We start from the raw sequence: 26129 nt of genomic DNA, 5'->3' as shown, positions 1-26129 counted from the left end.
TTAAAGCCAGCTGGCCACCAGGGCAGCAAATGGCAGGACCGGGATCAACGCGTCGATACGGTCGAGTACGCCGCCGTGGCCAGGCAGCAGATTGCTGCTGTCCTTGATGCCGGCGCGACGTTTTAATTGGGATTCGAACAGGTCGCCGACGATGCTGGCAGCGACGACCAGCAGCAGCACCAGCAAGGTCACCAGCGAGCCGCGGCGCAATTGCAACTGCACGGCAAAGGTATCTTGCAGCACCGGCAACGAAGGCGCAGCAGCGATGGTGATGGCGGCGATGACGAGCACGGCGATGCCGCCGCCGATGGCACCTTCCCAAGATTTACCCGGGGAAATGCTGGGCGCCAGCTTGCGCTTGCCGAAAGCCTTGCCCGAAAAATACGCGCCGACGTCGGCGATCCAGACCAGCGCCATGACGGACAGCAGGAACAACGGGCTATGCAGGAACAAGGCAATGATGGCGACGAAGCAGCCGACGATGGTGACCGGATACACCAGACTAAGCAAAGTATTGCCCAAGCCTTCGGTGGGCGGCAAGCCCGTCGCCAGCGAGGGCGCGAAGCGGATCAGCCAGATGGCCACGCACAGGGCAAACCAGAAATTGAGCTGCGCCATGCCGTTACCGACAAAAAACGTATACGCGAAGGCAGCAGTCCAGACGGCAGCAATCAAGAGCGCCTGGCGATTTTTAAAAATGCGGAAGCTTTCCCATACGGCGGCGCCGAAGAACGCCGTGGCGATCACGGCGAAGGCAGGGAAGTAATTCAGATACAGAACCGGCAGCAAGACCGCCAACAGGACCAGGGCGGTGATTATCCGTGTTTTCAGCATCAGTTTGTCTTTTCAGTTAATTGCGCGCTGGTACGGCCAAAGCGCCGTTCGCGCTGCTGGTAAGACGCGATTGCCGCGTCGAGGCACTCGCCATTAAAGTCGGGCCAGAAAGTGTCGGTGAAAAACAGTTCCGTGTATGCCAGTTGCCACAGCAGGAAATTGGAAATGCGCTGCTCGCCCCCAGTGCGGATGAACAGGTCGGGCTCGGGTGCGTAGGCCATGGCCAGGTGCGGCGCCAATTGTTCTTCCGTGTAAGCCTGCGCGGCAGGCTGGCCATCGTTGGCAGCCTCGGCCGTCATTTTGTTGACCGCCTGCATGATGTCCCAGCGGCCGCCGTAATTGGCGCAGATCGTCACCGTCAGACGCGTATTGCGCGCCGTCTTGCGTTCGGCATTGGCGATCAGGGTTTGCAGCTCGTCGTTGAAGCGCGACAGGTCGCCCACCACCTTCAAGCGGATGTCGTTGGCATGCATCTTGACCACTTCGCGTTCCAGCATGGTGACGAACAGGCGCATCAACATCGACACCTCTTCTTCCGGGCGGCGCCAGTTTTCCGAGCTGAAGGCAAACAGGGTCAGATATTGAACGCCCCGTGCAAGGCAGGCCTCAACGATGCCGCGCACGGCGTCCGCACCCTTGACGTGACCAGCCACGCGCGGCAGGAAGCGCTTGGTTGCCCAGCGGCCGTTACCATCCATAATGATTGCCACATGGCGCGGCACCGTGCCAACCTCAGGTACTGCCGTTGTCGAACTCGAATAGATCATGAAAACACGAACACTAAAAATAAAAGATGACTATTATGCGCCAAATAGCACTGCCCGGAAAAGCCGTGCTTTCCCGGGCAGCATCAAAAGGACTGAAAACTAGACTGTCAGCACTTCTTTTTCTTTGTCGACCACCATCTTGTCGATGTCAGCAATAAACTTATCCGTCAGTTTCTGCACTTCTTCCGACGAGCGGCGCTCATCGTCCTCGGAGCAGGCTTTTTCCTTGACCAGTTTCTTCAGCGACTCGTTCGCGTCGCGACGAATGTTACGCACAGCAATCTTTGCGTCTTCCGCTTCACTCTTGACCAATTTGACCATTTCCTTGCGGCGCTCTTCCGTCAGCGGCGGAGTAGGAACGCGGATCAGGTCGCCCTGTGCCGATGGGTTCAAGCCCAGATCAGCATCGCGGATAGCTTTTTCGATGGTGTTGGCCATCTTTTTTTCATACGGCTGCACGCCGATGGTGCGCGCGTCGACCAGGGTCACGTTGGCGACCTGGGTCAGCGCCGTCGGCGACCCGTAGTAATCGACCATCACGTGGTCGAGGATACCCGTATGAGCGCGGCCGGTACGCACTTTGGCCAAGTCGGCCCGCAGTGTTTCCAGCGACTTGGTCATGCGTTCCTGCGTGTTCTTTTTAACGTCAGCTAAGGACATTGCTGTACTCCTTGTCTTGATAATAATGAATATTCTACTTTGCCAGATTCAAGAAACAAACCCGCGCAGTTGGGAGTGCCGAAAACCGTTCAGGGCAAGGCGCAGTGCCGAAGCCGGTACGAATACGGCGAGGCGCTGCAACGCAGCCATGGACGCTTCTCGGTGCTCCTTGTTTCTATACGTGAACCAGCGTGCCCTCATCTTCACCCATGATGACGCGCATCAGGGCGCCTGGCTTGGTGATCGAAAACACCTTGATCGGCAGTTTCTGGTCACGGCACAGGGCGAATGCGGTGGCATCCATCACTTGCAGATGCTTGGAGATGGCATCGTCGAACGTAATCGTATGGAACAGGGTGGCGTTCGGATCCTTCTTCGGATCAGCCGTGTAGACACCGTCAACCTTGGTGGCCTTCAGGACGATCTCGGCACTGATCTCGGAACCGCGCAGAGCGGCTGCCGTGTCGGTGGTAAAGAACGGATTGCCGGTACCGGCGGCAAAGACAACCACTTTGCCTTCTTCCAGGTATTGCAGGGCTTTCGGACGTACATATGGCTCGACGACTTGTTCGATGCCGATGGCCGACATGACGCGTGCAGTGATGCCGACGTGACGCATCGCATCGGCCAGAGCCAGTGCGTTCATCACGGTGGCAAGCATGCCCATGTAGTCGGCGGTGGCGCGGTCCATGCCTTGCGCGCCAGGCGCGACGCCGCGGAAGATATTGCCGCCACCAATTACGATTGCCAGTTCCACACCCAATTTCGCCACCTCGGCCACATCGGCCACCATGCGCTCGATCGTGGCGCGGTTGATGCCGTAGGGATCATCGCCCATCAGGGCTTCGCCGGACAACTTGAGGAGGACGCGCTTGTAGGCTGGTTTTGACATGAGCTGGGGCTCCATAAATGAGGTTATTCGAGTATGACATGGCGCAGCGCTTTGCAGCGCCGGACAGGCGTGCGCAACTGCCCATGCCGCCGCCCGGCACAACAGGTGCGGGCGGGCCAAAAAAACGGGCCTCTCGGCCCGCTTTACTTACGCTCCCTGGGAGGCAGCCATCTGTGCTGCGACTTCTGCTGCGAAGTCGTCTTGCTTCTTCTCGATGCCCTCGCCTACCACGTACATGGCGAAGCCTTTGACGCTGGTGTTAGCCGCCTTCAGCATTTGCTCAACCGACAGCTTGTCGTTTTTCACGAAAGCCTGGTTCAGCAGCGACACTTCTTTCAGGAACTTCTGTACCGAGCCTTCCAGGCGCTTGGCCAGGATTTCCGGCGATTGTGCTGGCTTGCCTTCGGCGGCCGCTTTGACTGCGTCTTCTTCGGCTTTCAGTTGGGCAACCGAACGCTCTTTTTCGATCAGTTCCGCAGGAACTTCGTTCGAAGACAGCGATACTGGCTTCATGGCCGCGATGTGCATGGCCACGTCTTTGCCTACTTGCTCATCGGCGCCGTCGAATTCGACGATCACGCCGATGCGCGCACCGTGCAGGTACGAAGCGAGCTTGTTGCTCGTTTCGAAGCGCTGGAAGCGGCGGATGGTCATGTTTTCGCCAATTTTGCCGATCAAGGCAGCGCGCACTTCATCGAGTGTCTTGCCATCGAGTGGCAGGGCCAGCAAGGCAGCTACGTCAGCCGGGTTGTGTTCTGCTACCAGACGGGCAGCGTTGTTGGCCAGTGCCAGGAAATCGTCGTTTTTCGCAACGAAGTCGGTTTCCGAGTTCACTTCGACCAGGGCGCCTACGCCATTGGCGATATAGGTTGCCACGACGCCTTCAGCGGTGATGCGTGCCGATGCTTTCGATGCCTTGCCGCCCAGTTTGACGCGCAGGATCTCTTCCGCACGCGCCATGTCGCCTTCGGCTTCGGTCAGTGCTTTTTTGCATTCCATCATTGGTGCGTCGGTTTTGCCGCGCAATTCGCCTACCATCGCTGCTGTAATCGCTGCCATGTGTTTCTCCTGATTCGGTGAGTCGACAGTCGCGGCCGGGCAGATATGCCTCGCCAGCGGTCACTATCGTTTTTTTGTTAAAAAAAAGGGGGAGCTGCTGCCACCCCTTTTCCCTTACTGCTGTGCTTACAAACAGCTATCTCGCGATAGCCTGGCCATTAAGCCTGTTCGTTTACTTCGACGAATTCGTCGCCAGCGGCTGCTTTAACCATTTCAACAACTTCGTTACCGGCAGCTGCACGGCCTTCGATGATTGCATCAGCAACACCGCGAGCGTACAACATGATGGCTTTCGAGGAGTCATCGTTACCTGGGATCACGAAGTTCACGCCTTCTGGGGAGTGGTTGGTATCGACAACGCCGATGACCGGAATACCCAGTTTAGCCGCTTCAGTGATCGCACCTTTGTGGTAGCCGACGTCTACAACGAAGATTGCGTCAGGAATGCCGCCCATGTCCTTGATGCCGCCGATCGATTTTTGCAGCTTGATCATTTCGCGGGAGAACATCAGCGCTTCTTTTTTCGACAGCTTCTCGATCGAACCGTCTTCGATCATCACTTCCATGTCTTTCAGACGCTTGATCGACGTTTTGATCGTCTTGAAGTTGGTCAGCATGCCGCCCAACCAACGCTGATCAACGAAAGGCACGCCAGCGCGTTGCGCTTCAGCAGCGATGATTTCGCGAGCTTGACGCTTGGTGCCGACCATCAGGATGGTGCCACGGTTTGCAGCCAGTTGACGCACGTGCTTCATTGCGTCCTGGTACATCGCCATGGTTTTTTCCAGGTTGATGATGTGGATCTTGTTGCGATGGCCGAAGATGAACGGTGCCATTTTTGGATTCCAAAAACGGGTTTGGTGACCAAAGTGGACACCGGCTTCCAGCATTTCGCGCATTGTTACGGACATTATTAACTCCAGGGTTGGGTCTGGAATCCGATCAGTCACCATAGAGGCACCCTTGTCGACCGGATTCGCGTGTTTATATTGATTAAATACACTGTTTTACTGCATTGCCTAAAAGAGAATTCAAGCAACCCAGAATTCTACACCGAAATGACGGCCGCATCAAGTCTGCACTGCGAATCGCCGGCCCTTGGGGAAGCGCTCGATGTACCACGCTGGCGCCAGGCGTAGCCGAGCTGGCGGTTCATCCCGATTTGCGCACAAATCGCCGCCCGGCCATGGGAAGAAGGCGGCGAATTGAGGGCGCCTCGTTTATAATTTCAACATATTTGCAGACTTTTTTCCGCACCATGGAAATCGTCTGTGCTTTTCACCCGCGCTTTTCAGCCGGAAATTTTGCAGATTGCGACTTACACCATGCCTACCATCCGTATTAATAGCGCCGCCGACATCGAAGGCATGCGCGTTGCCGGCAAACTCGGCGCTGAAGTACTCGATTACATCACTCCCTTCGTCAAGGTGGGCGTCACGACAGGCGAACTGGACCGCCTGTGCCACGAATACATGCTCAACGTGCAAGGCACCATCCCGGCCCCGCTGAACTATTGCCCGCCCGGCTACACGCCTTACCCGAAGGCCATTTGCACCTCCGTCAACGACGTCATCTGTCATGGCATTCCGGGCGACAAGGTCTTGAAGAGCGGCGACAGCGTCAACCTCGACATCACTGTCATCAAGGATGGCTATCACGGCGACAATAGCCGCATGTTCCTCGTCGGCACCCCCACCATCCTGGCAAAGCGCCTGTCGGAGATCACCTATGAATGCATGTGGCTGGGCATAGACCAGATCAAGCCGGGTGCCCACCTCGGCGATATCGGCCATGCCATCCAGCAACATGCGGAAAAGGCTGGCTATAGCGTGGTGCGCGAATTCTGCGGTCACGGCATCGGCAAGGTCTTCCATGAAGAGCCGCAAGTGTTGCATTACGGCAAACCAGGCACTCTCGAGCGCCTCGAAGCAGGCATGATTTTTACCGTGGAACCGATGATCAACTCGGGCCGCCGCGAGATCCGCGAGATGAACGATGGCTGGACCATCAAAACCAAGGACCGCAGCTTGTCGGCGCAATGGGAACACACGGTGCTGGTGACGGAGACGGGCTACGAAGTGCTGACCGTCTCGCCCGGCATGCCGCCGCCGCCCGCCTTGATCCTGAACAAAGCCTGATTTTTCCATCCCACGCACCGCCACCCCAGGGCCCAGATGAAAAAGCAAGTTCGGGAACAGCTGAAACAGCAACTGAAAGCCGACCGCCAGGTCGTCATTGCGGCCTTCCAGGCCGACGGCAAGCCTGAAAAACTGCTGCGCAGCCTGCGCCACAGCGTCGATGGCGTGCTGGCGCGCGCCTGGCAGGAAGCAGGTTTGCCGCCTGGCACGGCCTTGGTGGGTGTGGGCGGCTATGGCCGCGGTGAACTGTTTCCGTATTCCGACGTCGACCTGCTGATCTTGCTGCAGCAATCGCCCGATGCGCAAACACAAGAAAAGCTCGAAGAACTGGTGCAACTGCTGTGGGACCTGGGCTTGGAGATCGGCCACAGCATTCGCACGGTCGAAGAATGCATGGTCGAATCGAAAGCTGATATTACCGTGCAAACCAGCCTGCTCGAGGCGCGCCTCGTGTGCGGCAACGCGGACTTGTTCGCGCAATTACAGCAGCGCTACCAGGCCGCCATGCAGCCGCAGGCATTTTTCCAGGCGAAAACGGCGGAAATGCGTCAGCGCCATGCCAAATATGAAGACACAGCCTTCAGCCTGGAACCGAATTGCAAGGAAAGCCCCGGCGGCCTGCGCGACTTGCAGGTGATTTTATGGGTCGCCAAGGCGGCCGGCCTGGCCAATTCCTGGCGCACCCTGGCCACCAGCGGTCTGATTACGCTCACCGAAGCGCGCCAGTTGATGGAAAAGGAGCGCGCCTTCAAAGATATCCGCGTACGCCTGCACCTGCATGCGGGTCGGCGCGAAGACCGCCTGGTATTCGACATACAGACGGCCATCGCCGAATCGCTGGGCTTGCAAGCGACGGGCAGCGGCCCGCACATGCGCCGCGCCAGCGAATTTCTCATGCAGCGCTATTACTGGGCCGCCAAGACGGTGACCCAGCTCAACACGATTTTGCTGCAAAATATCGAGGCACGGCTGTTTCCGCAAGACGATGTGGCCGTGCCCATCAACGAACGCTTCAATGAAGTCAACAGCCTGATCGACATTAGCGCCGACGATACGTTCGAGCAATATCCATCGGCCATGCTGGAAATCTTTGTCTTGATGACGGAACGCCCGGCGCTGAAGGGCATGACCTCGCGCGCCACGCGCGCGCTGTGGCACGCGCGCTTCAAGATCGATGCCGCCTTCCGCCAGGATGACGTCAACCGCGCCCTGTTCCTGCGCATCATGCGAGCGCCCGTGGGCATCATCCACGCATTGCGACGCATGAACGAGATGAGCATCCTGGGGCGCTACCTGCCCAATTTCCGCCGCATCGTGGGCCAGATGCAGCATGACCTGTTCCACGTATACACGGTCGACCAGCATATTTTGATGGTGGTGCGTAACATGCGCCGCTTCACGATGAGCGAACATGCCCACGAATATCCGTTCTGCAGCCAACTGATGGCCGATTTCTCGCAGTCGTGGCTGCTGTACGTGGCAGCCCTGTTCCACGATATCGCCAAGGGCCGCGGCGGCGACCACTCGAAGCTGGGCGTGGCCGACGTCACCCAGTTCTGCCAGGATCACGGCCTGTCGGCAGAGGACACGGAACTGGTCGCCTTCCTGGTAGAAAATCACCTGACGATGTCGCAAGTGGCGCAAAAGCAGGACCTGTCTGACCCCGACGTCGTGCAAGCCTTTGCGAAAGTGGTCAAGGACGAGCGCCACCTGACGGGCCTGTACCTGCTGACGGTGGCCGACATCCGTGGCACCAGCCCGAAAGTGTGGAATGCCTGGAAGGGCAAGCTACTGGAAGACTTATACAAAATCACCCTGCGCGTGCTCGGTGGCGAGCCGCATACGGCCGACCGCGAGCTGAAAAACCGCCAGCAGGAAGCGCTGGCCACCCTACGCCTGTACGGCTTGCCACCGGATGCACACCTGAAACTGTGGCAGCAACTGGACGTTGCGTATTTTCTGCGCCATGACGCCTCTGACATCGCCTGGCAGACGCGCTCGCTGTGTGACAAGCTCGACAGCAAGTTGCCGGTGGTAAAATGCCGGCTGGCGCCGATCGGCGAAGGCTTGCAAGTAGCCGTCTACATACCCGATCAGCCCGACCTGTTCGCGCGCATCTGCAGCTATTTCGACCGCAAGAATTTCAGCATCCTCGACGCGAAGATCCACACGACCAGGAATGGCTATGCACTCGATACTTTTCTCGTCACCGAGCAGAACTTTGCCAAAAGCTACCGCGACATCATCAGCCTGATCGAGCATGAGCTGGGCAAACTGTTGCAGTCGCAAACGCCGCTGCCGCCGCCGGGCAAGGGAAGACTGTCGCGTCTGTCGCGCACCTTCCCCTTCCAGCCGACGGTAGACTTGCGGCCCGATGAAAAGGGCCAGTACTACCTGCTGTCGGTGGCCGCCAACGACCGCACGGGCCTGCTCTATACGATCGCCAATGTGCTGACCAAGTACCGCATCAACCTGCACACGGCCAAGATCATGACCCTGGGCGAGCGGGTCGAAGACGTCTTCCTCGTCGACGGTCCCGCGCTCAACAATGCCCGCAACCAGATATTGCTGGAAACCGATTTACTCGATGCGCTGAAAGTGTAACGACCTGCGCGCAGCGCCTACCCTTACTGAAACTGAAACAACATGACCGAAGAATTATTACGCTTGTCCAAACGCATGTCCGAACTGGGCCTGTGCTCGCGCCGTGAAGCCGATGAATGGATCGCGCGCGGCTGGGTCCGCGTCGATGGCAAAGTGGTGTCCGAACTGGGCAGCAAGGTCACCCCAAGCCAGCGCGTTACCGTGGAACGCCAAGCCGCAGCCGAGCAATCGAAGCGCGTCACCGTGCTGATCAACAAACCCGTCGGCTACGTCAGCGGCCAGGCCGAAGACGGCTACACGCCAGCGGTGGCGCTGATCAAGGCGGAAAACCGCTGGGCGGAAGACCGCAGCCCGGAACAGTTCCACCCGACCCAGCTGCGCAGCCTGGTGGCCGCTGGACGTCTGGATATCGATTCTGTCGGCTTGCTGGTCTTGACGCAGGATGGGCGCGTGGCCAAGCAGTTGATCGGCCACGATACCGATGTCGACAAGGAGTACCTGGTGCGCGTGAGCTACACCAAGGGCGATACCCTGCCCGACAGCGAGCTGAAAAGACTCAACCACGGCCTGTGGCTCGACGGCAAGCCCTTGCTGCCCGCCAAGGTGCGCTGGCAGAATGAAGACCAATTGAGCTTTACCTTGCGCGAAGGCAAGAAACGCCAGATCCGCCGCATGTGCGAAGCCGTCGGCCTGAAAGTGCTGGGACTAAAACGCGTGCGCATCGGCAAGGTCAAGCTGGGCGACTTGCCAACGGGCCAATGGCGCTACCTGAGCGCGGACGAACAGTTTTAAGCGACGGCGTCAAGATGGCATGCGCAGCGGCATGCCAGCTTATAGCAGCAGGAATATAGTGATATAGAATCAATTATAGTGATTTTCTTAGTAAATATTGCCTTAAACCTATACACTATTCCCCATTAGAATAAAAGAGATACGCTGTCGTGAACGATCCCATTCCCAATCCACTGCGCAAAGGCGCACCCAGCCTGGCAGATGTCACCGAACCGATGGAGCCAGGCACCAAGCCGCACCATATGAGCGATCCGTGGGATATCGGCGAAACCCTGTGCAGCCTGGCCGATAACGGTGACGCCATCTCGATCTATCCGGCCGGCGGCGAAGATGTCATCATGGCGCGCATCCTGTCGGTCGACGACGACTTGCCGCAATTCGTGCTGGAACTCAATGAAGGCGCAACTCTGCCCGAAGGCGGCGCCACGTTTGTGTCATCGGTACAGAGTGCCAAGCTGCAATTTACCGTCAACGGCGAATGGGAAGCGTATCCCGGGCGCCCTAACGTCTACCTGACGAACTTCCCCGGCCATTGCCTGGTGCTGGAACGACGCGAATCGGCCCGCCTGGAAACCCCGCTAGGCGTGTACCACCTGGCCGCGTTTGTGCTCGAAGGGCGGCCATATGAATTGCAGCTGTATGACTTCTCGAGCGGCGGCATCGGCATGCGCGCCCACCCACGCGATACGATAGGGCTGTACGTGGGTCGCAAGCTGTCGCGCGTGCGCCTGGAACTGGGGCCGAGCAAGGTCATGATTGCCGACCTGGAAATTCGCCTCTCGCGCACTTTCCGCTCCTTCCTGCTGGGCGAGCAAGTACAAATCGGCTGCCGCTTCCTGAACCTGACGCCGGCCATGCAGGATGAATTGCAAGCCCTGCTCGACAACCTCGGCAGCAACCGCAAAGTGCGCTAGGTGAGTACTGGGGTCAGACCCTCAACACCGCCAACACATAGCTCTGCGCTAACGCATCCGGGGGTCTGACCCCCGATGTCGGCGGCCTAGTCGTCGTCGTTCGGATCGAGATCGGGAAACATGACCTCGGTATAGCCGAATTGCGTAAAATCAACGATACGCATCGGATACAAAATACCGTGCAGATGGTCCACTTCATGCTGCACCACGCGGGCATGGAAGCCGTCGCAGTCGCGGCTGATGGGCTGGCCAAACTGGTCCGCGCCTTCGTAGTGCAGTTCGCTCCAGCGCGGCACGCTACCGCGCAAGCCGGGCACGGACAGGCAGCCCTCGAAACCCTCTTCCTTACGCTGCGTCAGAGGCGTCAGCACAGGGTTGATCAGCACGGTCTCCGGCACTTGCGGCGCATCGGGATAGCGCAGATTATTCTTGAAGCCGTAAATCACCAACTGCAGATTGACGCCGATCTGCGGCGCCGCCAAGCCAGCGCCATTGGCGGCATGCATGGTATCGAACATGTCGGCGATCAAGGCGTGCAATTCGGGCGTATCGAAGTCGCGCACTGGCTCTGCCATGCGCAGCAGGCGCGGATCGCCCATCTTCAAAATGTCGCGTACGGTCATTTTGCGTCCAATGTCGACTGCATTTCTTGCAAGTAAGTACGGAAGGCGGCGCCCGTTTCCGGATGTTTCATGCCCATCGCCATGCTGGCCTTCAGATAGCCAAGCTTGGAGCCGCAATCATAGCGCTGCCCTTGGTAACGATATGCCAACACGCGCTCTTCGCGCATCAGGGCGGCGATACCGTCCGTCAACTGGATTTCGCCACCGGCGCCGGTACCGATATTTTCCAGGTGGCCGAAGATGCGGCTGGTCAACACATAACGGCCCACCACGGCCAGGGTCGATGGCGCCACTTCGGGCGCAGGTTTTTCCACGATGGCCGAAACCAGTTCCAGGTCGGGCTGATAATTTTTTGCCGACACGATACCGTACTGCTTGGTTTCCGCGCGCGGCACGTCCTGCACCGCCAGCAGCGAGCAATTTTCATACTGGAAGACATCGGCCATTTGCGCCAGCACCGGGCGCACGCCCTCTTCCACGTCCATGAAATCGTCGGCCAGCAAGACCGCGAACGGTTCGTCACCGATCACGGGACGGGCGCACAGCACCGCGTGCCCCAGGCCCAGCGGTGCCGACTGGCGTATGTAAATGCAATTGATGTGCTTAGGAATGATGTTTTGCACCATGTCGAGCAACTGCCGTTTGCCTGCCGCTTCCAGCTCCGACTCCAGCTCGTAGGCCGTGTCGAAATGGTCTTCGATGGCGCGCTTGTTGCGCCCCGTAATGAAGATCATTTCCGTGATGCCTGCCGCCACCGCTTCCTCCACTGCGTACTGAATCAGTGGTTTATCGACAATGGGCAACATCTCCTTCGGTTGCGCCTTGGTCGCAGGCAAGAAACGGCTGCCCAGGCCAGCGACGGGAAAGACTGCTTTTCTAATTTTTTTCATGGGTCTTCTGTAGCTTCTGTAAGATGTTGAATGATTAGTCTTTTGCCAGCAAGGCCAACAAGGCCAGCAGGCCAGCCTCGTCGAGTACGGCCACACCCAGTTCCTCGGCCTTGGCCAGCTTGCTGCCGGCGTCCGAGCCGGCCACCACGTAAGCAGTTTTCTTCGATACCGAACCGCTGACCTTGCCACCGGCCGCCTCGATCAGCTCTGCAGCTTCGTCGCGGCTCATATTGGGCAACGTCCCCGTCAAGACAAAAGTCTTGCCGTCCAGTTTGCCGCCAGAGACTGGCATTTCAGGCAATTGTGACAGTAATTCATTGCGCAGGGCGTCCAATTGCACAAGCAGCTTGACATGCGCTGCCTCGGCCAGCCATTGCGCCAACGCTTCCGCCACGGCGGCAGGCAAGCCCGCGTGGAAGCTGGGTCCTTGCGCCGCCAGGCTGTCCAGGGTCACGCCCCGCTCCACCAGCTGTTTGCTGCGCGCTTGCGTGAGCTTGGGGATGCCGATGGCGGCCAGCAGCGTGGTCTGCTCGAGCTGCGTGCGCAACTTGGCACTGGGCGCGTGTTCACCCTGCGGCGTGACGCCAGCGTCCAGCAATGCCTGCAGCGCCTGCTGGTTCTTTTCTTCGGCAAAGAAATCGGCAATCGACTCGGCCACGGTACCGCCAATATCGGGCAGCACGCGCAGCAAGGCCGCCGGCGCACGGCGCACATAGTCGAGGCTACCGAGCCATTCGGCCAGGGTCTTGGCCGTCGATTCACCCACGTGGCGGATGCCCAGCGCGAACAGGAAACGCTCGAGCGGCGGACGCTTGCTCGCCTGTATGCCTGCCAGCAAGTTTTCCGCCCATTTCGTGGGAATCTTGCCTTGTTGCACTGTTTCTGGCGTCGAAGCATCGCGCTCGTCGGCGCGCACTTTCATTTCCAGCAGGCTATCGAGCGTCAGCCGGTACAAGTCGGCCAGACCATGCACATATTCCAGTTCGACCAGGGTATCGATGTAACGTTCCCCTAGGCCTTCGATATCCATCATGCGGCGGCCCGCGAAATGGCGGAACGCTTCCTTGCGCTGCGCCGAGCAGAACAGGCCACCCGAGCAGCGCGCAATCGCCTCGCCCTCTTCGCGCACCACGTGGGAATCGCAGACAGGGCAGCGTTCCAGCATCTTGAACGGCAGCGGCGCCGGTTCGGGGCGCTTGTCGAGCACCACGGACAGCACTTCCGGGATCACATCGCCGGCACGGCGCACGACGACAGTGTCGCCCACGCGCACATCCTTGCGCAGCACTTCGTCTGCATTGTGCAAGGTGGCGTTGGTCACCGTCACGCCGCCGACCGACACGGGCGCCAGGCGCGCCACGGGGGTCATGGCGCCCGTGCGGCCAACCTGAATATCGATGCCCAGCACCAGCGTCAGCGCCTCTTCGGCGGGAAACTTGTGCGCCAGCGCAAAACGCGGCGCGCGCGACACAAAGCCCAGCGCCTGCTGGTCTTGCGTCGCGTTGACCTTGTAGACCACACCGTCGATTTCATAGGGCAAGGCGGGACGGCGCGCGCCGATATCGGCGTAGTATGCCAGCAAGCCCTGCGCACCCTGCACCACCTTGCGTTCCTTCGACACGGGAATACCCAGGGTGTCGTACCAGTCCAGCAAGGCCGAATGCGACAGTGGCATGACGGCGCCATCAAGGGCGCCGATGCCGTAAGCATAAAAACGCAGCTTGCGCTGTGCCGTGATGCGCGAATCGAGCTGGCGCAGGCTGCCGGCCGCAGCATTGCGAGGGTTGGCGAACTCCTTGTGCCCCGCCACACGCTGGCGTTCGTTCAGGCGGGCGAAATCGGCCTTGAACATCATCACTTCGCCGCGCACATCGAGCACGGCGGGAATCTTGTCGCCCTGCAGGCGCAGTGGAATGCCAGCGATGGTGCGGATATTGGCCGTCACGTCCTCGCCCGTGGCGCCATCGCCGCGCGTGGCCGCCTGCACGAACAAACCGTTTTCATAGCGCAGGTTGATGGCCAGGCCATCGAATTTCACTTCGGCGGCGTAATCGACTCCTGCACCATCAAGGTCCAGGCCTTCGCGCACGCGGCGGTCGAAATTGACGATATCGTCGTCGGAGAAACCATTGTTCAGCGACAGCATCGGCACGGCGTGCGTGACTTGCTCGAATTGCGGCAACGGTGCTGCGCCGATGCGCAAAGTGGGCGAATCGGGCGTGCGCAAGTGCGGATGGGCCGCTTCCAGCGCCTGCAGTTCGACAAACAACTGGTCGTACTCGGCGTCGGGGATGGTGGGATTGTCGAGCACGTGGTAGGCGTGCAGGTGCCGATTGAGTTCGGCAGTGAGTGCCAGGACGCGCTGGGCGGCGTCCTGGTTAGTCGGATCAGTCATTGTTACGCGATTCTTCAGCTAAATAAACGCAGGGCGCGGGTGGAGCCGGCCGCAATATCGGCCGCTTCCATTTCCTGGTAAAACTCTTGCACCTGGCCGGCGATCTCGGCCAGTGCCGCGTCCGACAGGGCCTGGTTGTAATCGTCGACGATGGTGGCGTCGAGGCGGCCCACCAGCGCTTTGGCGCAGGCAACCATGGCGCCGAAAGCGTCGCGTGCAGGCGCCACGCACGGCACGTCGAGCAACAGGGTCAAGCGGGGCGTGGTTTCCTCGGCCAGAGTGACATTTGTCGACAGCGAGAACAGATAGCTGCCGTCACCATCGGGCATGACGAAACGGCCGTCAGGACGCACGTCAAAGCCTTGCTTTTCCAGGGCGAAGAGCAGGGTCGACATGGCCCACGGTGCACCGTTCGTGTGCAGGTTGACGCCCAGCTGGGCATCGTGACCGGCGACAAAGCGATGCAGATTGCGCGCTTCGGCCATCACTTCCATCATGTCGGGCACTTCCGGTTCGGCGCCGATCTCGTCGGCCACGACACGCAAGCGCGTGACCAATTCCGAGTATTCCAGTTCATTCAAGGCCGTGCTGCGGCTGGCCAACTGCACGCCGCCCTGCATCTTGGTATACACACCACCATGCGTGATCGGTTCCCAGTCGCCATTGACGTGCAAGCCGATGAAATGCACGGGCTTGTTGCCCACCAGGCGCAGAGTTTGCAGCACCGGCAAAATCTTCTCGCCGCGCACGGGCGCTTCCAGCGACAGGGGCAACAAACAATCGATCAGCGGGTCGACCAGGCTGGTCGCCTGCTCGCTGGCGGTGCTCACTTCTTGCACCGGCTCGGCGCCTGTTGCAAGGAGCGGCTCGGCCGGGGTATCGCCTAGCGACGGTTCCGCGTGTACGGGCGCATCCGTTACAACGGCCGCTGGCGACGCACCAAACGACGGTTCGGCCTTGGCGTTGGGTGCAGCGTCAAAGCGCGGCTCCTGGCGCAAGACCGGTTCCTGTGCCTGCGCCGCTGGCGCCTCGCCCTCGCGCATCAGCACGTCATCGTGGTCGGTGGAAAAGGCCCGTTCCACACTTTTCTTGGCCTTGTATTCTTGCCATTTGTTATACGAAAAAACACCGACGATAAAGACGCCGCCGGCGCCGAACAAGGTAATTTGTAAGTCTGTCATGCTGCTTGTGCCTCGGTAGCAAAATTTGCGGCGGACTCCATGTCCACCGCCACGATGCGCGATACGCCCTGCTCCTGCATCGTCACACCGATCAATTGATGGGCCATTTCCATCGCAATCTTGTTATGCGAAATGAAAAGGAATTGGGTCTGGTCGGACATGCGCTTGACCATGCGGCAAAAGCGTTCCGTGTTCGAATCATCGAGCGGCGCATCGACTTCGTCGAGCAGGCAGAACGGCGCAGGATTGAGGCGGAACATGGAAAACACCAATGCGGTCGCCGTCAGCGCCTTCTCTCCACCGGACAACAGGTGAATGGTGGCATTTTTCTTGCCGGGAGGCTGCGCCATGACTTGTACACCGGAATCGAGAATTTCGTCGCCCGTCATGGTCAGCTTGGCCTGCCCGCCACCAAAGAGGATGGGAAACAGCTCGGAAAAGTGGTGGTTGACCTTGTCGAACGTATCTTGCAGCAAGTCGCGCGTTTCCTTGTCGATCTTGTGGATCGCGTCTTCCAGGGTGTTGATCGCTTCCGTCAGGTCGGCATTTTGAGCGTCGAGGAAATTCTTGCGCTCGGATGCCTGTGCCAATTCGTCCAGCGCAGCCAGGTTGACGGCGCCCAGGCCCGTGATGGCGTTCGTCAGGCGCGTGACTTCGCCCTGCAGATACGAGAGCCGCATGTCCGGATGCAACTTTTCCGTCAGCAGCGCTTCATCGGCGCCCGATTCCAGCAATTGCTGGGCGAATTGCTCCTGGTTCAGACGCGCGGCTTGCTCCTTGAGCTGCATTTCCATGATCTTGTCGCGCTGCGGCTGCAAGCTGCGCTCCGATTGCGTGCGCGCATCTTCGGACAGGCGCAGCTGCTGGGTGATCTGGTCCAGTTCATGGCGCGCGTCCGCCAGCGCCCGCTCCTGCGTGGTGCGGCGCTCGAGCAAGTCCTGCAAGCCATCGGCGGCGGCGCCGCTTTCCAGGTTGGCCAGCTCCAGTTCGCCCGCCTGCAGGCTGGCCGTCACTTGCTGTGCCTGCGTGCTTGCCGTGGCGATATTGCGGCGCAATTCCTCGATCTTGGCGCGCTGGGCTTTTTCTGCGTATTCCGTGTCCTTGGCGTTTCGCTCCAGGTCGCGCAAGGCTTCGCGCGCTTCGGACAAAAGCTGTTCCTTGCGCAAAAAGTCGGTATGGCCGTCTTCGTGAGCTTCCTGCAAGTTGCCCAGTTCCATGTCCAGCTGTTCGAATTTCTCTTCCGATTCCAGCTTGGCCTGCATCTGTTCGGCTTCCTGCGCGGCGATTTCAAACAGGTCAGCGCCGATCTGCGTGCTGCGCTGGTTGAAGCGCGCTTCGACTTCCGACAATTTCACCACATCGAGTTGCAGCGTATGCACGGCAGACGTCAGTTGCTGTATGCGCAAGCGCAAGTCCGAGAGATTACGCGTGAGGCTGGCGACGGCAGCATCGGCCCGCACGGCTCGGGCGCGCGCCTCTTCGGCGAGCAATTGCTGGGCGCGCAATTGTTTGCCTATATTCTCGATTTCCTGCTGGCGCCCCAACATGCCTTCCTGCTCAGAATCGGCAGCATAGAAACGCACGCTGGAAGCCGTCACCACATGTCCAAGCCTGGTGACAAAATAGCCGCCTGGCGGCAACTTGGCACGTTCGGCCAGCGCTTCGGCCGCGTCTTCCACGGCATAGGCATTGTGCAGCCAATCTTGCAGCAAGCCGCGCAAACCCGGATCGTTGAGTTTGAGCAAGTTCAGGAACGGTTTCAGTCCCGCCACTTCCGCCACGGGCAGCGGCGCCACCGTCGACGGCGCGTACAGGGCCAGCTTGGCCGGCGGCGCATCGGCAAAAAAGGCCTTGGCCCAATCGATATTTGACAGCTGCAAGGCCGACGTGCGCTCGCGCAGGATCGACTCCATGGCCGCTTCCCAGCCCGCCTCGATCTGCAGCTTTTGCCACAGGCGCGGCAAGGTGTCGAGTTCGTGCTTTTTCAGCCATGGCTGCACCTTGCCCTGGGTCTGCACGCGTTCCTGCAATTGTTTCAAAGCAGAAAGACGCGCTTCGAGCTGGGCGTTAGCGTTTGTTTCGGCATTGACTTGCGCCTGCGCTGCGGCCCGTTCCTGCTCCAGCTTGGGCTGCTGCTCCAAAGCCTCTTCCAGATAGAAACCCTGTTCTTCCAGGGTTTGCTGCTTCTCTTCCAGTTGCAGCTTCAGGTTTTCCAGATGGCTGCTATCGGGCAGGCTCAAGCTATTTTTTTCCTGCTGCAAGCGCTCGCGGCGCGTCAACAGGCTGGCCAGGATGTTCGAGGCGTTGCGCTGGTGCGCCGATTCCAGTTCCAGCTGCTGCTGGGCCTGCATGATGCGCGCACGCGATTCCGTGCTCTTGTTCTGCGCCGCGCGCCAGGCCGCGTCCAGCTCGGGCAATTGCTCGCCCTTCTGTTCGGCCATCATTTGCGCTTGCTCAACCTTGGCAGCGAGCTCTTCGAGGTGAAATTGCGCCTCTTCGATCTGCTCCTGGTACTCGTCGCCTTGGCTGCTCCATTGGTCGCGCTGGGCCGTCAAGGTGGCTAGCTGGGCCTGCAGGCGGGCGCGCGATTCGATGACGAACTTGATCTGCGCTTCCAGGCTGCCGATTTCCGCATTCGTCTGATACAGATGGCCCTGCGCCGTATGTAAACGGTCTCCGACGGCAAAGTGCGCCTGGCGCATCTGCTCGAGTGTCAATTCCACGTTGCGCAGCTTGGCCGTCTGCTCTTCCAGATCCGTCTGTGCCTGTTCGACCTCACGGGCATAGCGCGTCTGCTCGTTGTGCGCCTCATTCTTGCGCAGTAGCCACAAGAGTTTCTGCTTTTCTTCCTGGTCCGCCTGCAGGGTGTGGAAGCGGGTGGCAACGGCCGCCTGCGCTTCGAGCTTTTCCAGGTTGGCATTAAGTTCGCGCAAAATATCTTCCACGCGCAACAAATTCTCACGCGTATCGTGCAAGCGGTTTTCCGTCTCGCGGCGACGCTCCTTGTATTTCGACACACCGGCCGCTTCTTCGAGGAAGACACGCAATTCTTCAGGGCGCGATTCGATGATGCGCGAAATCATGCCCTGGCCGATGATGGCGTAGGCGCGCGGACCGAGGCCCGTACCGAGGAAAATATCCTGGATGTCGCGCCGGCGCACGGGCTGGCCATTGATGTAATAGGTGGAGGTGCCGTCGCGCGTCAGGGTGCGCTTGACGGCGATCTCGGCGTACTGGCCCCACTGGCCGGACGCCTTGCCATCGTTATTGTCGAACACCAGCTCCACGGAAGCGCGCCCGGCTGGCTTGCGGTGGGTGGAGCCGTTGAAGATGACGTCCTGCATCGACTCGCCGCGCAATTCGGATGCTTTCGATTCGCCCAGCACCCAGCGCACGGCGTCGATGATATTCGACTTGCCACAGCCATTGGGCCCAACCACGCCCACGAGCTGGCCTGGCACCTGGAAATTGGTGGGATCGACGAAAGACTTAAATCCCGACAACTTGATGGAAGAGAGACGCACGTGTTTTAGAGTTCCTGGCCTATGCTGGCGGTTGAGATCGGCGAAGCGGGCGCATAATCAGTTCATATTCGCCATGGCGATGGCAGCCTGGCCGCTCACCGAAAAAAAGTGCTTCATCATACCATTTCCTGATGCTTTTCTGGCCAAAAAACAACAGCGTCAAATGGCAGCTGGCCAGCTGGCGCCAAGTTAAGGGACCGGGCGGCGATCGTGTGCGAGTTTCCAATCGTCGCGGGAAAAAACGTGCTCGTGACCTGACAGCAACTTGGCCAGCTCTTGCAGCCACTGCTCGGTCGGCATGGGCTCGGCCTTGAAGCTCAGCACCACCATCAGTACCAGACTGACCAGCGCCAGCGCGTGGCTGACGGCGATATTGACGGCGCCACGGGCAGTCCAGATGAAGCCCAGCGCCATTGCCAGACCCAGCACGCAGCCACTGACCGCTTCCGATACGCTGTGTGCATGTACGACTACGCGCGAAATGCCCACCAGCACGGCAAACGCCACGCCGACCAGCACGCCGGCATGGCGCCAGCGCGCTTCGGCGCGCTGCAACAGCACATACATCAGCACCGGAAACACGGCGCCGGCACGCATGGCGTGACCGCTGAAGCCAGTAAAGTCGAGCGCGCTGCTGCCCACACCCCAGCTCATGAAGGCCAGCTTCGACAGCACCACGAGGGCCAAGCCACCGCCATACCAAAGGCTCCAGCTGAGCACCAGGCGCCACTGGCGCGACACCAGCAGCCACAGGGCAATCGCCGCGCCAGCCGGCCCCATCACGGACATGTCGGCCGCAAAAGAAATTCCATTCCACCAAGTCATCGTCGCTGCACTTATTTCATGATCAGCTTGCACTATGCCACGACTGCGCCGTGTTTCGCGCGGCTTTTTGCTGTGCTGCAGCAAAGAATTACATTCGATTACAAAATTTCCGCAGCGGAACTAGGCGCTGCGCAGCTGCTGCACACGCGTCAGATATTTGTCAAGCGCTTGCCCTTGGGCGGCGCAAAGTCGCGGATCGATTCGATCATGCCCACTTGCAGCGCCTGGGCCGCCGTCAGGTGCAAGTCGGAATAGGTATGCACCTGCCATTGCTCTTGCGTCAGGTTGACATGGTCGCGCAGGATGCGCTCGGTGCGCATGTCGTCGGCGCGCAAGCCTTCGACGATGATGCTGAGCGCGTCGGGGCGCGAACCGGGCGACGCCGTGGCATGCGATTTGTGCACCATGAAGCGCGCCGTCTCGCTGGCATGGCGCTGCCGCCCGGCCAGAAACAGCGTGACGGCAATGGACGCCACGGCCCCTGCGTTGTAGGTAATGATGTCAAACGGCAACTTGCTGAGAAAGTTGTACAGACAGATGCCGTCGCTGACATAACCGCCATTCGACTGAATCAGGATGTGCGCGACGCTGAGCTTGTCTTCCGTCATGTCGGCTGCGGCGTCGAAGACGCGCCGCACCATGTCACTGTTGACGTCGCCCGAGAGGGTGAAGTAAGCGTGCTGCCCGGTGTTGTTCTCGGTGTTGTTGTCGGTGTTGTTGTCGATGTTATTGTCAGTGTTACTGTATGTCTCGCTTTGTATTGTGTTCATGTCAGCCACCCGCAAGAAAGCCCGAATTTCATCATAGCCCATTGCGCCACGAGGTGACGCGCACTTGCACGCGATGACGGCGCCGCCAAGCCCGTCGACAGGCACCTCTGCCGCGCAATTGCAGCTTCCGGAGCACGTCTTTACAGATTGACAGAATACCCCTGCTGGCATATATTCTTCACACTTGATCGGGAGAGGGCAACCCAGCGTTGCCGCCGAAGGGGCACTACCCAAAAACTCTCAGGCAAAAGGACCGATCAGGCGGACTAAAGTTGTTGCTTTGGCGACATATTTAGCTCAACTCTGGAGAGCGGCCGCGGCTATTGCCGGCGGCCCACCGAAGGGGCGCACGGGGCAAGCCCCCCGTAATCTCTCAGGTATCAAGGACAGGGGGGTCAGTGATCACGCCAGAAAGCCGTGTTTGGCTAGCGTGTTCTGTTAACTTCCCCCTTTACCTTCGTCCCGAGGAATCCATGACGCTCAAAGCGACCCCACTCAACAACGCCCACCGTGCCCTCGGCGCCCGCATGGTCGATTTCGGCGGCTGGGACATGCCCGTCAACTACGGCTCGCAAATCGAAGAGCACAACGCCGTACGCGGCGATGCCGGCATGTTCGACGTATCCCATATGTGCGTGGTCGATATCGAGGGCCCCAACGTACGCGCTTTTTTGCGCGGCTTGCTGGCCAATAACGTGGACAAGCTGCAAGTATCGGGCAAGGCCCTGTACTCGTGCATGTTGAATGCCGAAGGCACCGTCATCGATGACTTGATCGTCTACTTCTTCAATGAAAACTGGTTCCGCCTGGTCGTCAACGCGGGCACGGCGGAAAAAGACGTGGCCTGGATGCAGCAGCAAAATACAAACACTCACAGCGCCCTGACGATCACCGAGCGCCGCGATGGCCATGACGCCATGGCCCTGGTGGCCGTGCAAGGCCCGAACGCGCGCGCCAAGGTGTGGCAAGTACTGCCGGAAACGCAAGCCGCGTCCGAAGCCATCAAGCCCTTCAACGTCGTCATCGTCAAGGACACGGCCTTCGGCGAAGTCATGCTGGCACGCACCGGCTACACGGGCGAAGACGGTTTCGAAATCGGCGTATCGGCCAGCCAGGTGGAAGCGCTGTGGAATGCATTGATCGCCGCTGGCGTCAAGCCGGCCGGCTTGGGTGCGCGCGACACCCTGCGCCTGGAAGCGGGCATGAACCTGTACGGCCAGGACATGGATGAAAGCGTCAACCCGCTCGACGCAGGCCTGGCCTGGACCATCGACCTCGTCAGCGAGCGCGACTTCAGCGGCAAGGCTGCCCTGCTGGCCCAAGGCCAGAATGCGCAATTCGTCGGCCTGATCCTGCGCGAAAAAGGCGGCGTGCTGCGCGCCCATCAACAAGTCATCATCGCCGGCACCGATGCCAAGGGCGAAATCACCAGCGGCACTTTCAGCCCGACCATGCAAGAGGCGATCGCCCTGGCGCGCGTGCCCAACGGCGTGAACGTGGGCGACACGGTGCATGTGGAAATCCGCGGCAAGCAACTGGCCGCCTCCGTCGTCAAGCTGCCTTTCGTGCGCAACGGTAAAATCCTGGCTGCGTAAGCGATTAGAGCCGCCCGCAAGACCGAACAAACATCATCAATAACGAACACTTACCCTCTGGAGCCACACATGAACATTCCTGCAGACCTGAAGTACACCGCTTCCCACGAATGGGTACGCCTTGAAGGCGACGGTACCGTCACCGTCGGCATCACCGAGTACGCGCAGGACGCCCTGGGCGACATCGTCTTCGTCGAACTGCCTGACGTGGGCAATACCTATGGTGCCGGCGACGACGCCGCCGTGGTGGAATCGGTCAAGGCAGCGAGCGACATCTACGCGCCAGTGGCCGGCGAAGTTGTAGCCGTCAACGACGACGTCGTCAACTCGCCAGAGTCGATCAACGCCGATGCCTATGCCAACTGGCTGTTCAAGATCAAGCCAGCGGACGTGTCGGCCCTGGACGGCTTGCTCGACGCTGCCGCCTATGGCGCCACCACCAGCGCTTAATCGCGTGTGATTCACGGGCCGCGTTTGCGGCCCGTTTGCTTTGGTTGCAACAAATTACAGCAGCGCCCGCGCGCCGCATTCCGGTTTTTCAGTCTTTTTTGGCCTCTATATCATGACCCGCACCAGCCTGACCCAACTCGAAGCACGCGATGCCTTCATCGCCCGCCACATCGGCCCCTCTTCCACCGAACAGCAAGCCATGCTGGCGAGCCTCGGCTATCCATCGCGCGCCGCGCTGATCGATGCCCTGGTGCCGGCCAACATCCGCAACAAGGGCACCCTGCCATTGGGCGCCTACTCGCAGCCGATGCCGGAACAGGAAGCCTTGTCACGCCTGAAAGCCATCGCCGGCAAGAACCAGGTATTGAAATCGCTGATTGGCCAGGGTTATTACAACACCTTTACGCCTGGCGTCGTACTGCGCAACATCTTTGAAAACCCCGCCTGGTATACGGCGTACACGCCATACCAGCCCGAGATTTCGCAAGGCCGCCTGGAGGCGATCCTGAACTTCCAGCAAGTGATCACGGACCTCACCGGCATGGGCATCTCGAATGCTTCGATGCTGGACGAAGGCACGGCCGCGGCCGAAGCGATGACCTTGATCCAGCGCGTGGGCAAGTCGAAGTCGACCGTGCTGTACGTGGCCAATGACGTTCTGCCGCAAACGCTGGAAGTGGTGCAGACGCGCGCCCAGCCGATCGGCATCGAAGTGCGTACCTTCAACCCTGCGGAAATCGAATCGCTGGACGCTTGCTTCGGCGTGCTGCTGCAATACCCTGGCGTCAACGGTGTCGTGCGCGATTACCGCGCCGGCGTGGAAAAACTGCACGCGAATGGCGCCATGGTCATCGTCGCGGCCGACCTGCTGGCCCTGACCATGCTTACGCCACCGGGCGAATGGGGTGCAGACGTTGTCGTCGGCAACAGCCAGCGCTTTGGCGTACCGCTCGGCTTCGGCGGCCCGCATGCCGGCTATTTGTCCACGCGCGATGAATTCAAGCGCAGCATGTCGGGCCGCCTGGTCGGCGTGACCGTCGATGCGCAAGGCAACAAGGCATATCGCCTGGCCCTGCAAACGCGCGAACAGCATATCCGCCGCGAAAAAGCCACATCCAACATCTGCACGGCGCAAGTGCTGCTGGCCGTAATGGCTTCGATGTACGCCGTCTACCACGGCCCCGCCGGCTTGCTGAAGATCGCCCAGCGCGTGCACCGCTTTACGGGCGTGCTGGCCGCCAACCTGAAGACCCTCGGTTATGGCGTCGTCAACGCGAGCTATTTCGACACCCTGACCATCAACGTCGCCGATGCGGCGCAATTGCACGCGACGGCCATCGCGCATGGCGTCAACCTGCGCAAAATCGATGCCACACACGTCGGCGTGTCGCTCGATGAAACCACCACGCGTGACGATATGGCGCTGCTGTGGAAAGTGTTCGCGCACGGCCTGGCCAACGCGCCTGCCGCGCCAAGCCTGGACGCCGTCGAAGCGAATGTGACCAGCACCCTGCCGGCGCAGCTGAGCCGCACCAGCGCCTACCTGACCCACCCCGTCTTCAACAGCTACCACTCGGAACACGAGATGCTGCGCTACCTGCGCAGCCTGGCCGACAAGGACCTGGCGCTGGACCGCACCATGATCCCGCTTGGCTCGTGCACCATGAAGCTGAACGCGACGAGCGAAATGATCCCCGTCACCTGGCCCGAGTTCTCGAACATCCACCCGTTCGCGCCAGATGCGCAAACCGTGGGCTACCGCGAAATGATCGCGCAACTGGAAGAGATGCTATGTGCGCTGACGGGCTATGCGGCCGTCTCGCTGCAGCCAAACGCCGGCTCGCAAGGCGAATACGCAGGCCTCTTGGTGATCAAGGCTTACCACGAGTCGCGCGGCGATGGCCACCGCAACATTTGTTTGATTCCCTCGTCGGCGCACGGCACCAACCCCGCATCGGCCAATATGGTCGGCATGCAGGTGGTCGTCACCAGCTGCGATGCCAATGGCAACGTGGACTTGGCCGACCTGAAGGCGAAAGCGGAACAGCACAGCGCCAACCTGGCCTGCGTGATGGTCACCTACCCATCCACCCACGGCGTATTTGAAGAAGGCATCCAGGAACTGTGCGAGATCATCCATTCGCACGGCGGCCAGGTCTACATCGATGGCGCCAACATGAACGCGCTGGTCGGCGTGGCCGCTCCTGGCTCGTTTGGCGGCGATGTGTCACACCTGAACCTGCACAAGACCTTCTGCATCCCGCACGGCGGCGGCGGACCCGGCGTCGGCCCGATCGGCGTGGGCGCCCACCTGGCGAAGTTCCTGCCGAACCAGCGCTCTACCGGCTACCGACGCGACGCGGCCGATGCAGGCATCGGCGCCGTCAGCGCCGCGCCATTCGGCTCGGCCAGCATCCTGCCGATTTCGTGGATGTATATCGCGATGATGGGCGCAGAAGGCTTGACGGCGGCGACCGAGACGGCGATTTTGGCAGCGAACTACATCGCGCGTCGTCTGGCACCGCACTACCCGGTGCTGTACACGGGCCACGACGGCCTGGTCGCGCACGAGTGCATCCTCGACCTGCGCCCGATCACGGACGCCACCGGCATCAGCAACGAAGACGTGGCCAAGCGCCTGATGGACTTCGGCTTCCATGCGCCGACCATGAGCTTCCCCGTGCCGGGCACGCTGATGATCGAGCCGACGGAAAGCGAATCGAAAGTGGAAATCGACCGCTTCATCGATGCCATGATTGCCATCCGGGCCGAAATCGCCAAGGTCGCCAGCGGTGAATTCGACCACGACGACAACCCGCTGAAGCATGCGCCGCACACGGCGCAGGTATTGCTGTCGAACAACTGGGAACGCAAGTACAGCCGCGAGGTCGCGGCCTACCCCGTCGCTTCGCTGCGCCAGCGCAAATACTGGCCACCGGTCGGCCGTGCCGACAACGTGTACGGCGACCGCAACCTGTTCTGCGGCTGCGCCCCGATCAGCTCGTACGAAGAAGAGTAAACGCCACGCGCCCGCTTAGGCGGGCGTGCCAGCGACAGGAAGGCAGGCCAGACGGCCTGCCTTTTTTCATGCCCGCAAGGGTAGATACTGTTATCCCCGTCAAGCGGCGTGCAAGGTCGGATCAAATATTTTTCCTGACCTGAGCACGCCGAATGCCACGTGCACCAGCTTGCGCATCATGGCGCCGATGATCAGCT

Annotated in this window: 20 protein-coding genes and 2 riboswitches; of the genes, 7 read left to right on the top strand and 13 right to left on the bottom strand. The window is 60.1% G+C overall.

Translation table 11 applies throughout. The annotated features are described in order from the left end of the window. The 6 genes from ACQ4V8_RS12620 to rpsB all read right to left on the bottom strand — a co-directional run bounded on the left by ACQ4V8_RS12620 (position 1) and on the right by rpsB (position 5123). Positions 1-834 (bottom strand): phosphatidate cytidylyltransferase, encoded by an 834-nt coding sequence (locus tag ACQ4V8_RS12620; RefSeq protein ID WP_436571581.1) that lies wholly within the window; start codon positions 832-834, stop codon positions 1-3. Further along, a complete protein-coding gene (gene uppS / locus ACQ4V8_RS12615) occupies positions 834-1601 on the bottom strand; it encodes a polyprenyl diphosphate synthase (protein WP_029496362.1) in 768 nt (255 codons plus the stop codon). The genes ACQ4V8_RS12620 and uppS overlap by 1 nt, the downstream gene beginning before the upstream one ends. Before the next feature lie 99 nt (positions 1602-1700). Next, positions 1701-2261 carry a ribosome recycling factor gene (gene frr / locus ACQ4V8_RS12610; RefSeq protein WP_010397622.1) on the bottom strand — a complete coding sequence of 187 codons (561 nt, stop codon included), beginning with the start codon at positions 2259-2261 and terminating at the stop codon, positions 1701-1703. A 175-nt stretch (positions 2262-2436) separates the two neighbouring features. Then, positions 2437-3153 carry a UMP kinase gene (gene pyrH, locus ACQ4V8_RS12605; RefSeq protein WP_070347215.1) on the bottom strand — a complete coding sequence of 239 codons (717 nt, stop codon included), beginning with the start codon at positions 3151-3153 and terminating at the stop codon, positions 2437-2439. A gap of 147 nt (positions 3154-3300) precedes the next feature. Beyond that, positions 3301-4212, bottom strand: coding sequence for a translation elongation factor Ts (gene tsf / locus ACQ4V8_RS12600; RefSeq protein WP_010397617.1), 912 nt, complete (start codon positions 4210-4212; stop codon positions 3301-3303). A gap of 158 nt (positions 4213-4370) precedes the next feature. After that, positions 4371-5123 carry a 30S ribosomal protein S2 gene (gene rpsB, locus ACQ4V8_RS12595; protein ID WP_010397614.1) on the bottom strand — a complete coding sequence of 251 codons (753 nt, stop codon included), beginning with the start codon at positions 5121-5123 and terminating at the stop codon, positions 4371-4373. A gap of 414 nt (positions 5124-5537) precedes the next feature. Between rpsB and map the strand changes: the two genes are divergently transcribed. The 4 genes from map to ACQ4V8_RS12575 all read left to right on the top strand — a co-directional run bounded on the left by map (position 5538) and on the right by ACQ4V8_RS12575 (position 10660). Beyond that, complete coding sequence (gene map / locus ACQ4V8_RS12590; RefSeq protein ID WP_436571580.1) at positions 5538-6350, top strand: type I methionyl aminopeptidase; 813 nt, start codon at positions 5538-5540, stop codon at positions 6348-6350. Between the two features lie 36 nt (positions 6351-6386). Then, positions 6387-8954 (top strand): [protein-PII] uridylyltransferase, encoded by a 2568-nt coding sequence (locus tag ACQ4V8_RS12585; protein WP_010397612.1) that lies wholly within the window; start codon positions 6387-6389, stop codon positions 8952-8954. Positions 8955-8996: 42 nt separating this feature from the next. After that, complete coding sequence (locus tag ACQ4V8_RS12580) at positions 8997-9746, top strand: pseudouridine synthase (RefSeq protein WP_010397610.1); 750 nt, start codon at positions 8997-8999, stop codon at positions 9744-9746. Between the two features lie 149 nt (positions 9747-9895). After that, the gene (locus ACQ4V8_RS12575) at positions 9896-10660 is read left to right on the top strand and encodes a flagellar brake protein (RefSeq protein ID WP_010397609.1); all 765 of its coding nucleotides are present in this window, start codon (positions 9896-9898) and stop codon (positions 10658-10660) included. An 86-nt stretch (positions 10661-10746) separates the two neighbouring features. Here ACQ4V8_RS12575 and def read toward each other — a convergent pair whose 3' ends face one another. The 7 genes from def to ACQ4V8_RS12540 form a co-directional block, all read right to left on the bottom strand. After that, positions 10747-11283: a peptide deformylase gene (gene def / locus ACQ4V8_RS12570; RefSeq protein WP_010397608.1), complete on the bottom strand. Its 537-nt coding sequence runs from the start codon at positions 11281-11283 to the stop codon at positions 10747-10749. Continuing rightward, positions 11280-12173, bottom strand: coding sequence for a UTP--glucose-1-phosphate uridylyltransferase GalU (gene galU, locus ACQ4V8_RS12565; RefSeq protein ID WP_010397607.1), 894 nt, complete (start codon positions 12171-12173; stop codon positions 11280-11282). The genes def and galU overlap by 4 nt, the downstream gene beginning before the upstream one ends. Positions 12174-12207: 34 nt before the next feature. Then, positions 12208-14568, bottom strand: a complete 2361-nt coding sequence (ligA, locus tag ACQ4V8_RS12560; protein WP_436571579.1) for an NAD-dependent DNA ligase LigA — start codon at positions 14566-14568, stop codon at positions 12208-12210. 14 nt (positions 14569-14582) lie between these two features. Then, positions 14583-15749, bottom strand: coding sequence for a cell division protein ZipA C-terminal FtsZ-binding domain-containing protein (locus tag ACQ4V8_RS12555; RefSeq protein WP_436571578.1), 1167 nt, complete (start codon positions 15747-15749; stop codon positions 14583-14585). After that, the gene (gene smc, locus ACQ4V8_RS12550) at positions 15746-19273 is read right to left on the bottom strand and encodes a chromosome segregation protein SMC (protein ID WP_436571577.1); all 3528 of its coding nucleotides are present in this window, start codon (positions 19271-19273) and stop codon (positions 15746-15748) included. Before smc ends, ACQ4V8_RS12555 begins: the two co-directional genes overlap by 4 nt. A 189-nt stretch (positions 19274-19462) precedes the next feature. Then, a complete protein-coding gene (locus ACQ4V8_RS12545; RefSeq protein WP_436571576.1) occupies positions 19463-20098 on the bottom strand; it encodes a phosphatase PAP2 family protein in 636 nt (211 codons plus the stop codon). A 149-nt stretch (positions 20099-20247) separates the two neighbouring features. After that, the gene (locus tag ACQ4V8_RS12540; protein WP_436571575.1) at positions 20248-20868 is read right to left on the bottom strand and encodes an ATP-dependent Clp protease proteolytic subunit; all 621 of its coding nucleotides are present in this window, start codon (positions 20866-20868) and stop codon (positions 20248-20250) included. A gap of 179 nt (positions 20869-21047) precedes the next feature. Further along, positions 21048-21134: riboswitch (glycine riboswitch) on the top strand. 27 nt (positions 21135-21161) lie between these two features. Continuing rightward, positions 21162-21268, top strand: a riboswitch (glycine riboswitch). 73 nt (positions 21269-21341) lie between these two features. Here ACQ4V8_RS12540 and gcvT point away from each other — a divergent pair. The 3 genes from gcvT (at position 21342) to gcvP (ending at position 25932) form a co-directional block, all read left to right on the top strand. Next, positions 21342-22463 (top strand): glycine cleavage system aminomethyltransferase GcvT, encoded by a 1122-nt coding sequence (gene gcvT, locus ACQ4V8_RS12535; RefSeq protein ID WP_010397596.1) that lies wholly within the window; start codon positions 21342-21344, stop codon positions 22461-22463. A 69-nt stretch (positions 22464-22532) separates the two neighbouring features. Further along, positions 22533-22913, top strand: coding sequence for a glycine cleavage system protein GcvH (gene gcvH / locus ACQ4V8_RS12530; RefSeq protein WP_010397595.1), 381 nt, complete (start codon positions 22533-22535; stop codon positions 22911-22913). Between the two features lie 112 nt (positions 22914-23025). Then, entirely contained in the window at positions 23026-25932 is a 2907-nt protein-coding gene (gcvP, locus tag ACQ4V8_RS12525; RefSeq protein WP_436571574.1) for an aminomethyl-transferring glycine dehydrogenase, read from the top strand. The last annotated feature ends 197 nt before the right edge of the window (positions 25933-26129 follow it).

Origin of the sequence: Janthinobacterium paucivorans, assembly GCF_051380805.1 — a bacterium.
Classification (GTDB): Bacteria; Pseudomonadota; Gammaproteobacteria; order Burkholderiales; family Burkholderiaceae_D; genus Janthinobacterium; species Janthinobacterium lividum_D.
Note: the sequence above shows the minus strand (reverse complement) of the source record. Positions and strands in the feature narration are given on the sequence as shown.

Bases quoted from the DNA above. Each gene is read 5' to 3' on its own strand.
- ACQ4V8_RS12620 (WP_436571581.1), bottom strand. From the start codon at position 834: ATGCTGAAAACACGGATAATCACCGCCCTGGTCCTGTTGGCGGTCTTG.
- uppS (WP_029496362.1), bottom strand. From the start codon at position 1,601: ATGATCTATTCGAGTTCGACAACGGCAGTACCTGAGGTTGGCACGGTG.
- frr (WP_010397622.1), bottom strand. From the start codon at position 2,261: ATGTCCTTAGCTGACGTTAAAAAGAACACGCAGGAACGCATGACCAAG.
- pyrH (WP_070347215.1), bottom strand. From the start codon at position 3,153: ATGTCAAAACCAGCCTACAAGCGCGTCCTCCTCAAGTTGTCCGGCGAA.
- tsf (WP_010397617.1), bottom strand. From the start codon at position 4,212: ATGGCAGCGATTACAGCAGCGATGGTAGGCGAATTGCGCGGCAAAACC.
- rpsB (WP_010397614.1), bottom strand. From the start codon at position 5,123: ATGTCCGTAACAATGCGCGAAATGCTGGAAGCCGGTGTCCACTTTGGT.
- map (WP_436571580.1), top strand. From the start codon at position 5,538: ATGCCTACCATCCGTATTAATAGCGCCGCCGACATCGAAGGCATGCGC.
- ACQ4V8_RS12585 (WP_010397612.1), top strand. From the start codon at position 6,387: ATGAAAAAGCAAGTTCGGGAACAGCTGAAACAGCAACTGAAAGCCGAC.
- ACQ4V8_RS12580 (WP_010397610.1), top strand. From the start codon at position 8,997: ATGACCGAAGAATTATTACGCTTGTCCAAACGCATGTCCGAACTGGGC.
- def (WP_010397608.1), bottom strand. From the start codon at position 11,283: ATGACCGTACGCGACATTTTGAAGATGGGCGATCCGCGCCTGCTGCGC.
- galU (WP_010397607.1), bottom strand. From the start codon at position 12,173: ATGAAAAAAATTAGAAAAGCAGTCTTTCCCGTCGCTGGCCTGGGCAGC.
- ligA (WP_436571579.1), bottom strand. From the start codon at position 14,568: ATGACTGATCCGACTAACCAGGACGCCGCCCAGCGCGTCCTGGCACTC.
- ACQ4V8_RS12555 (WP_436571578.1), bottom strand. From the start codon at position 15,749: ATGACAGACTTACAAATTACCTTGTTCGGCGCCGGCGGCGTCTTTATC.
- ACQ4V8_RS12545 (WP_436571576.1), bottom strand. From the start codon at position 20,098: ATGACTTGGTGGAATGGAATTTCTTTTGCGGCCGACATGTCCGTGATG.
- ACQ4V8_RS12540 (WP_436571575.1), bottom strand. From the start codon at position 20,868: ATGAACACAATACAAAGCGAGACATACAGTAACACTGACAATAACATC.
- gcvT (WP_010397596.1), top strand. From the start codon at position 21,342: ATGACGCTCAAAGCGACCCCACTCAACAACGCCCACCGTGCCCTCGGC.
- gcvH (WP_010397595.1), top strand. From the start codon at position 22,533: ATGAACATTCCTGCAGACCTGAAGTACACCGCTTCCCACGAATGGGTA.
- gcvP (WP_436571574.1), top strand. From the start codon at position 23,026: ATGACCCGCACCAGCCTGACCCAACTCGAAGCACGCGATGCCTTCATC.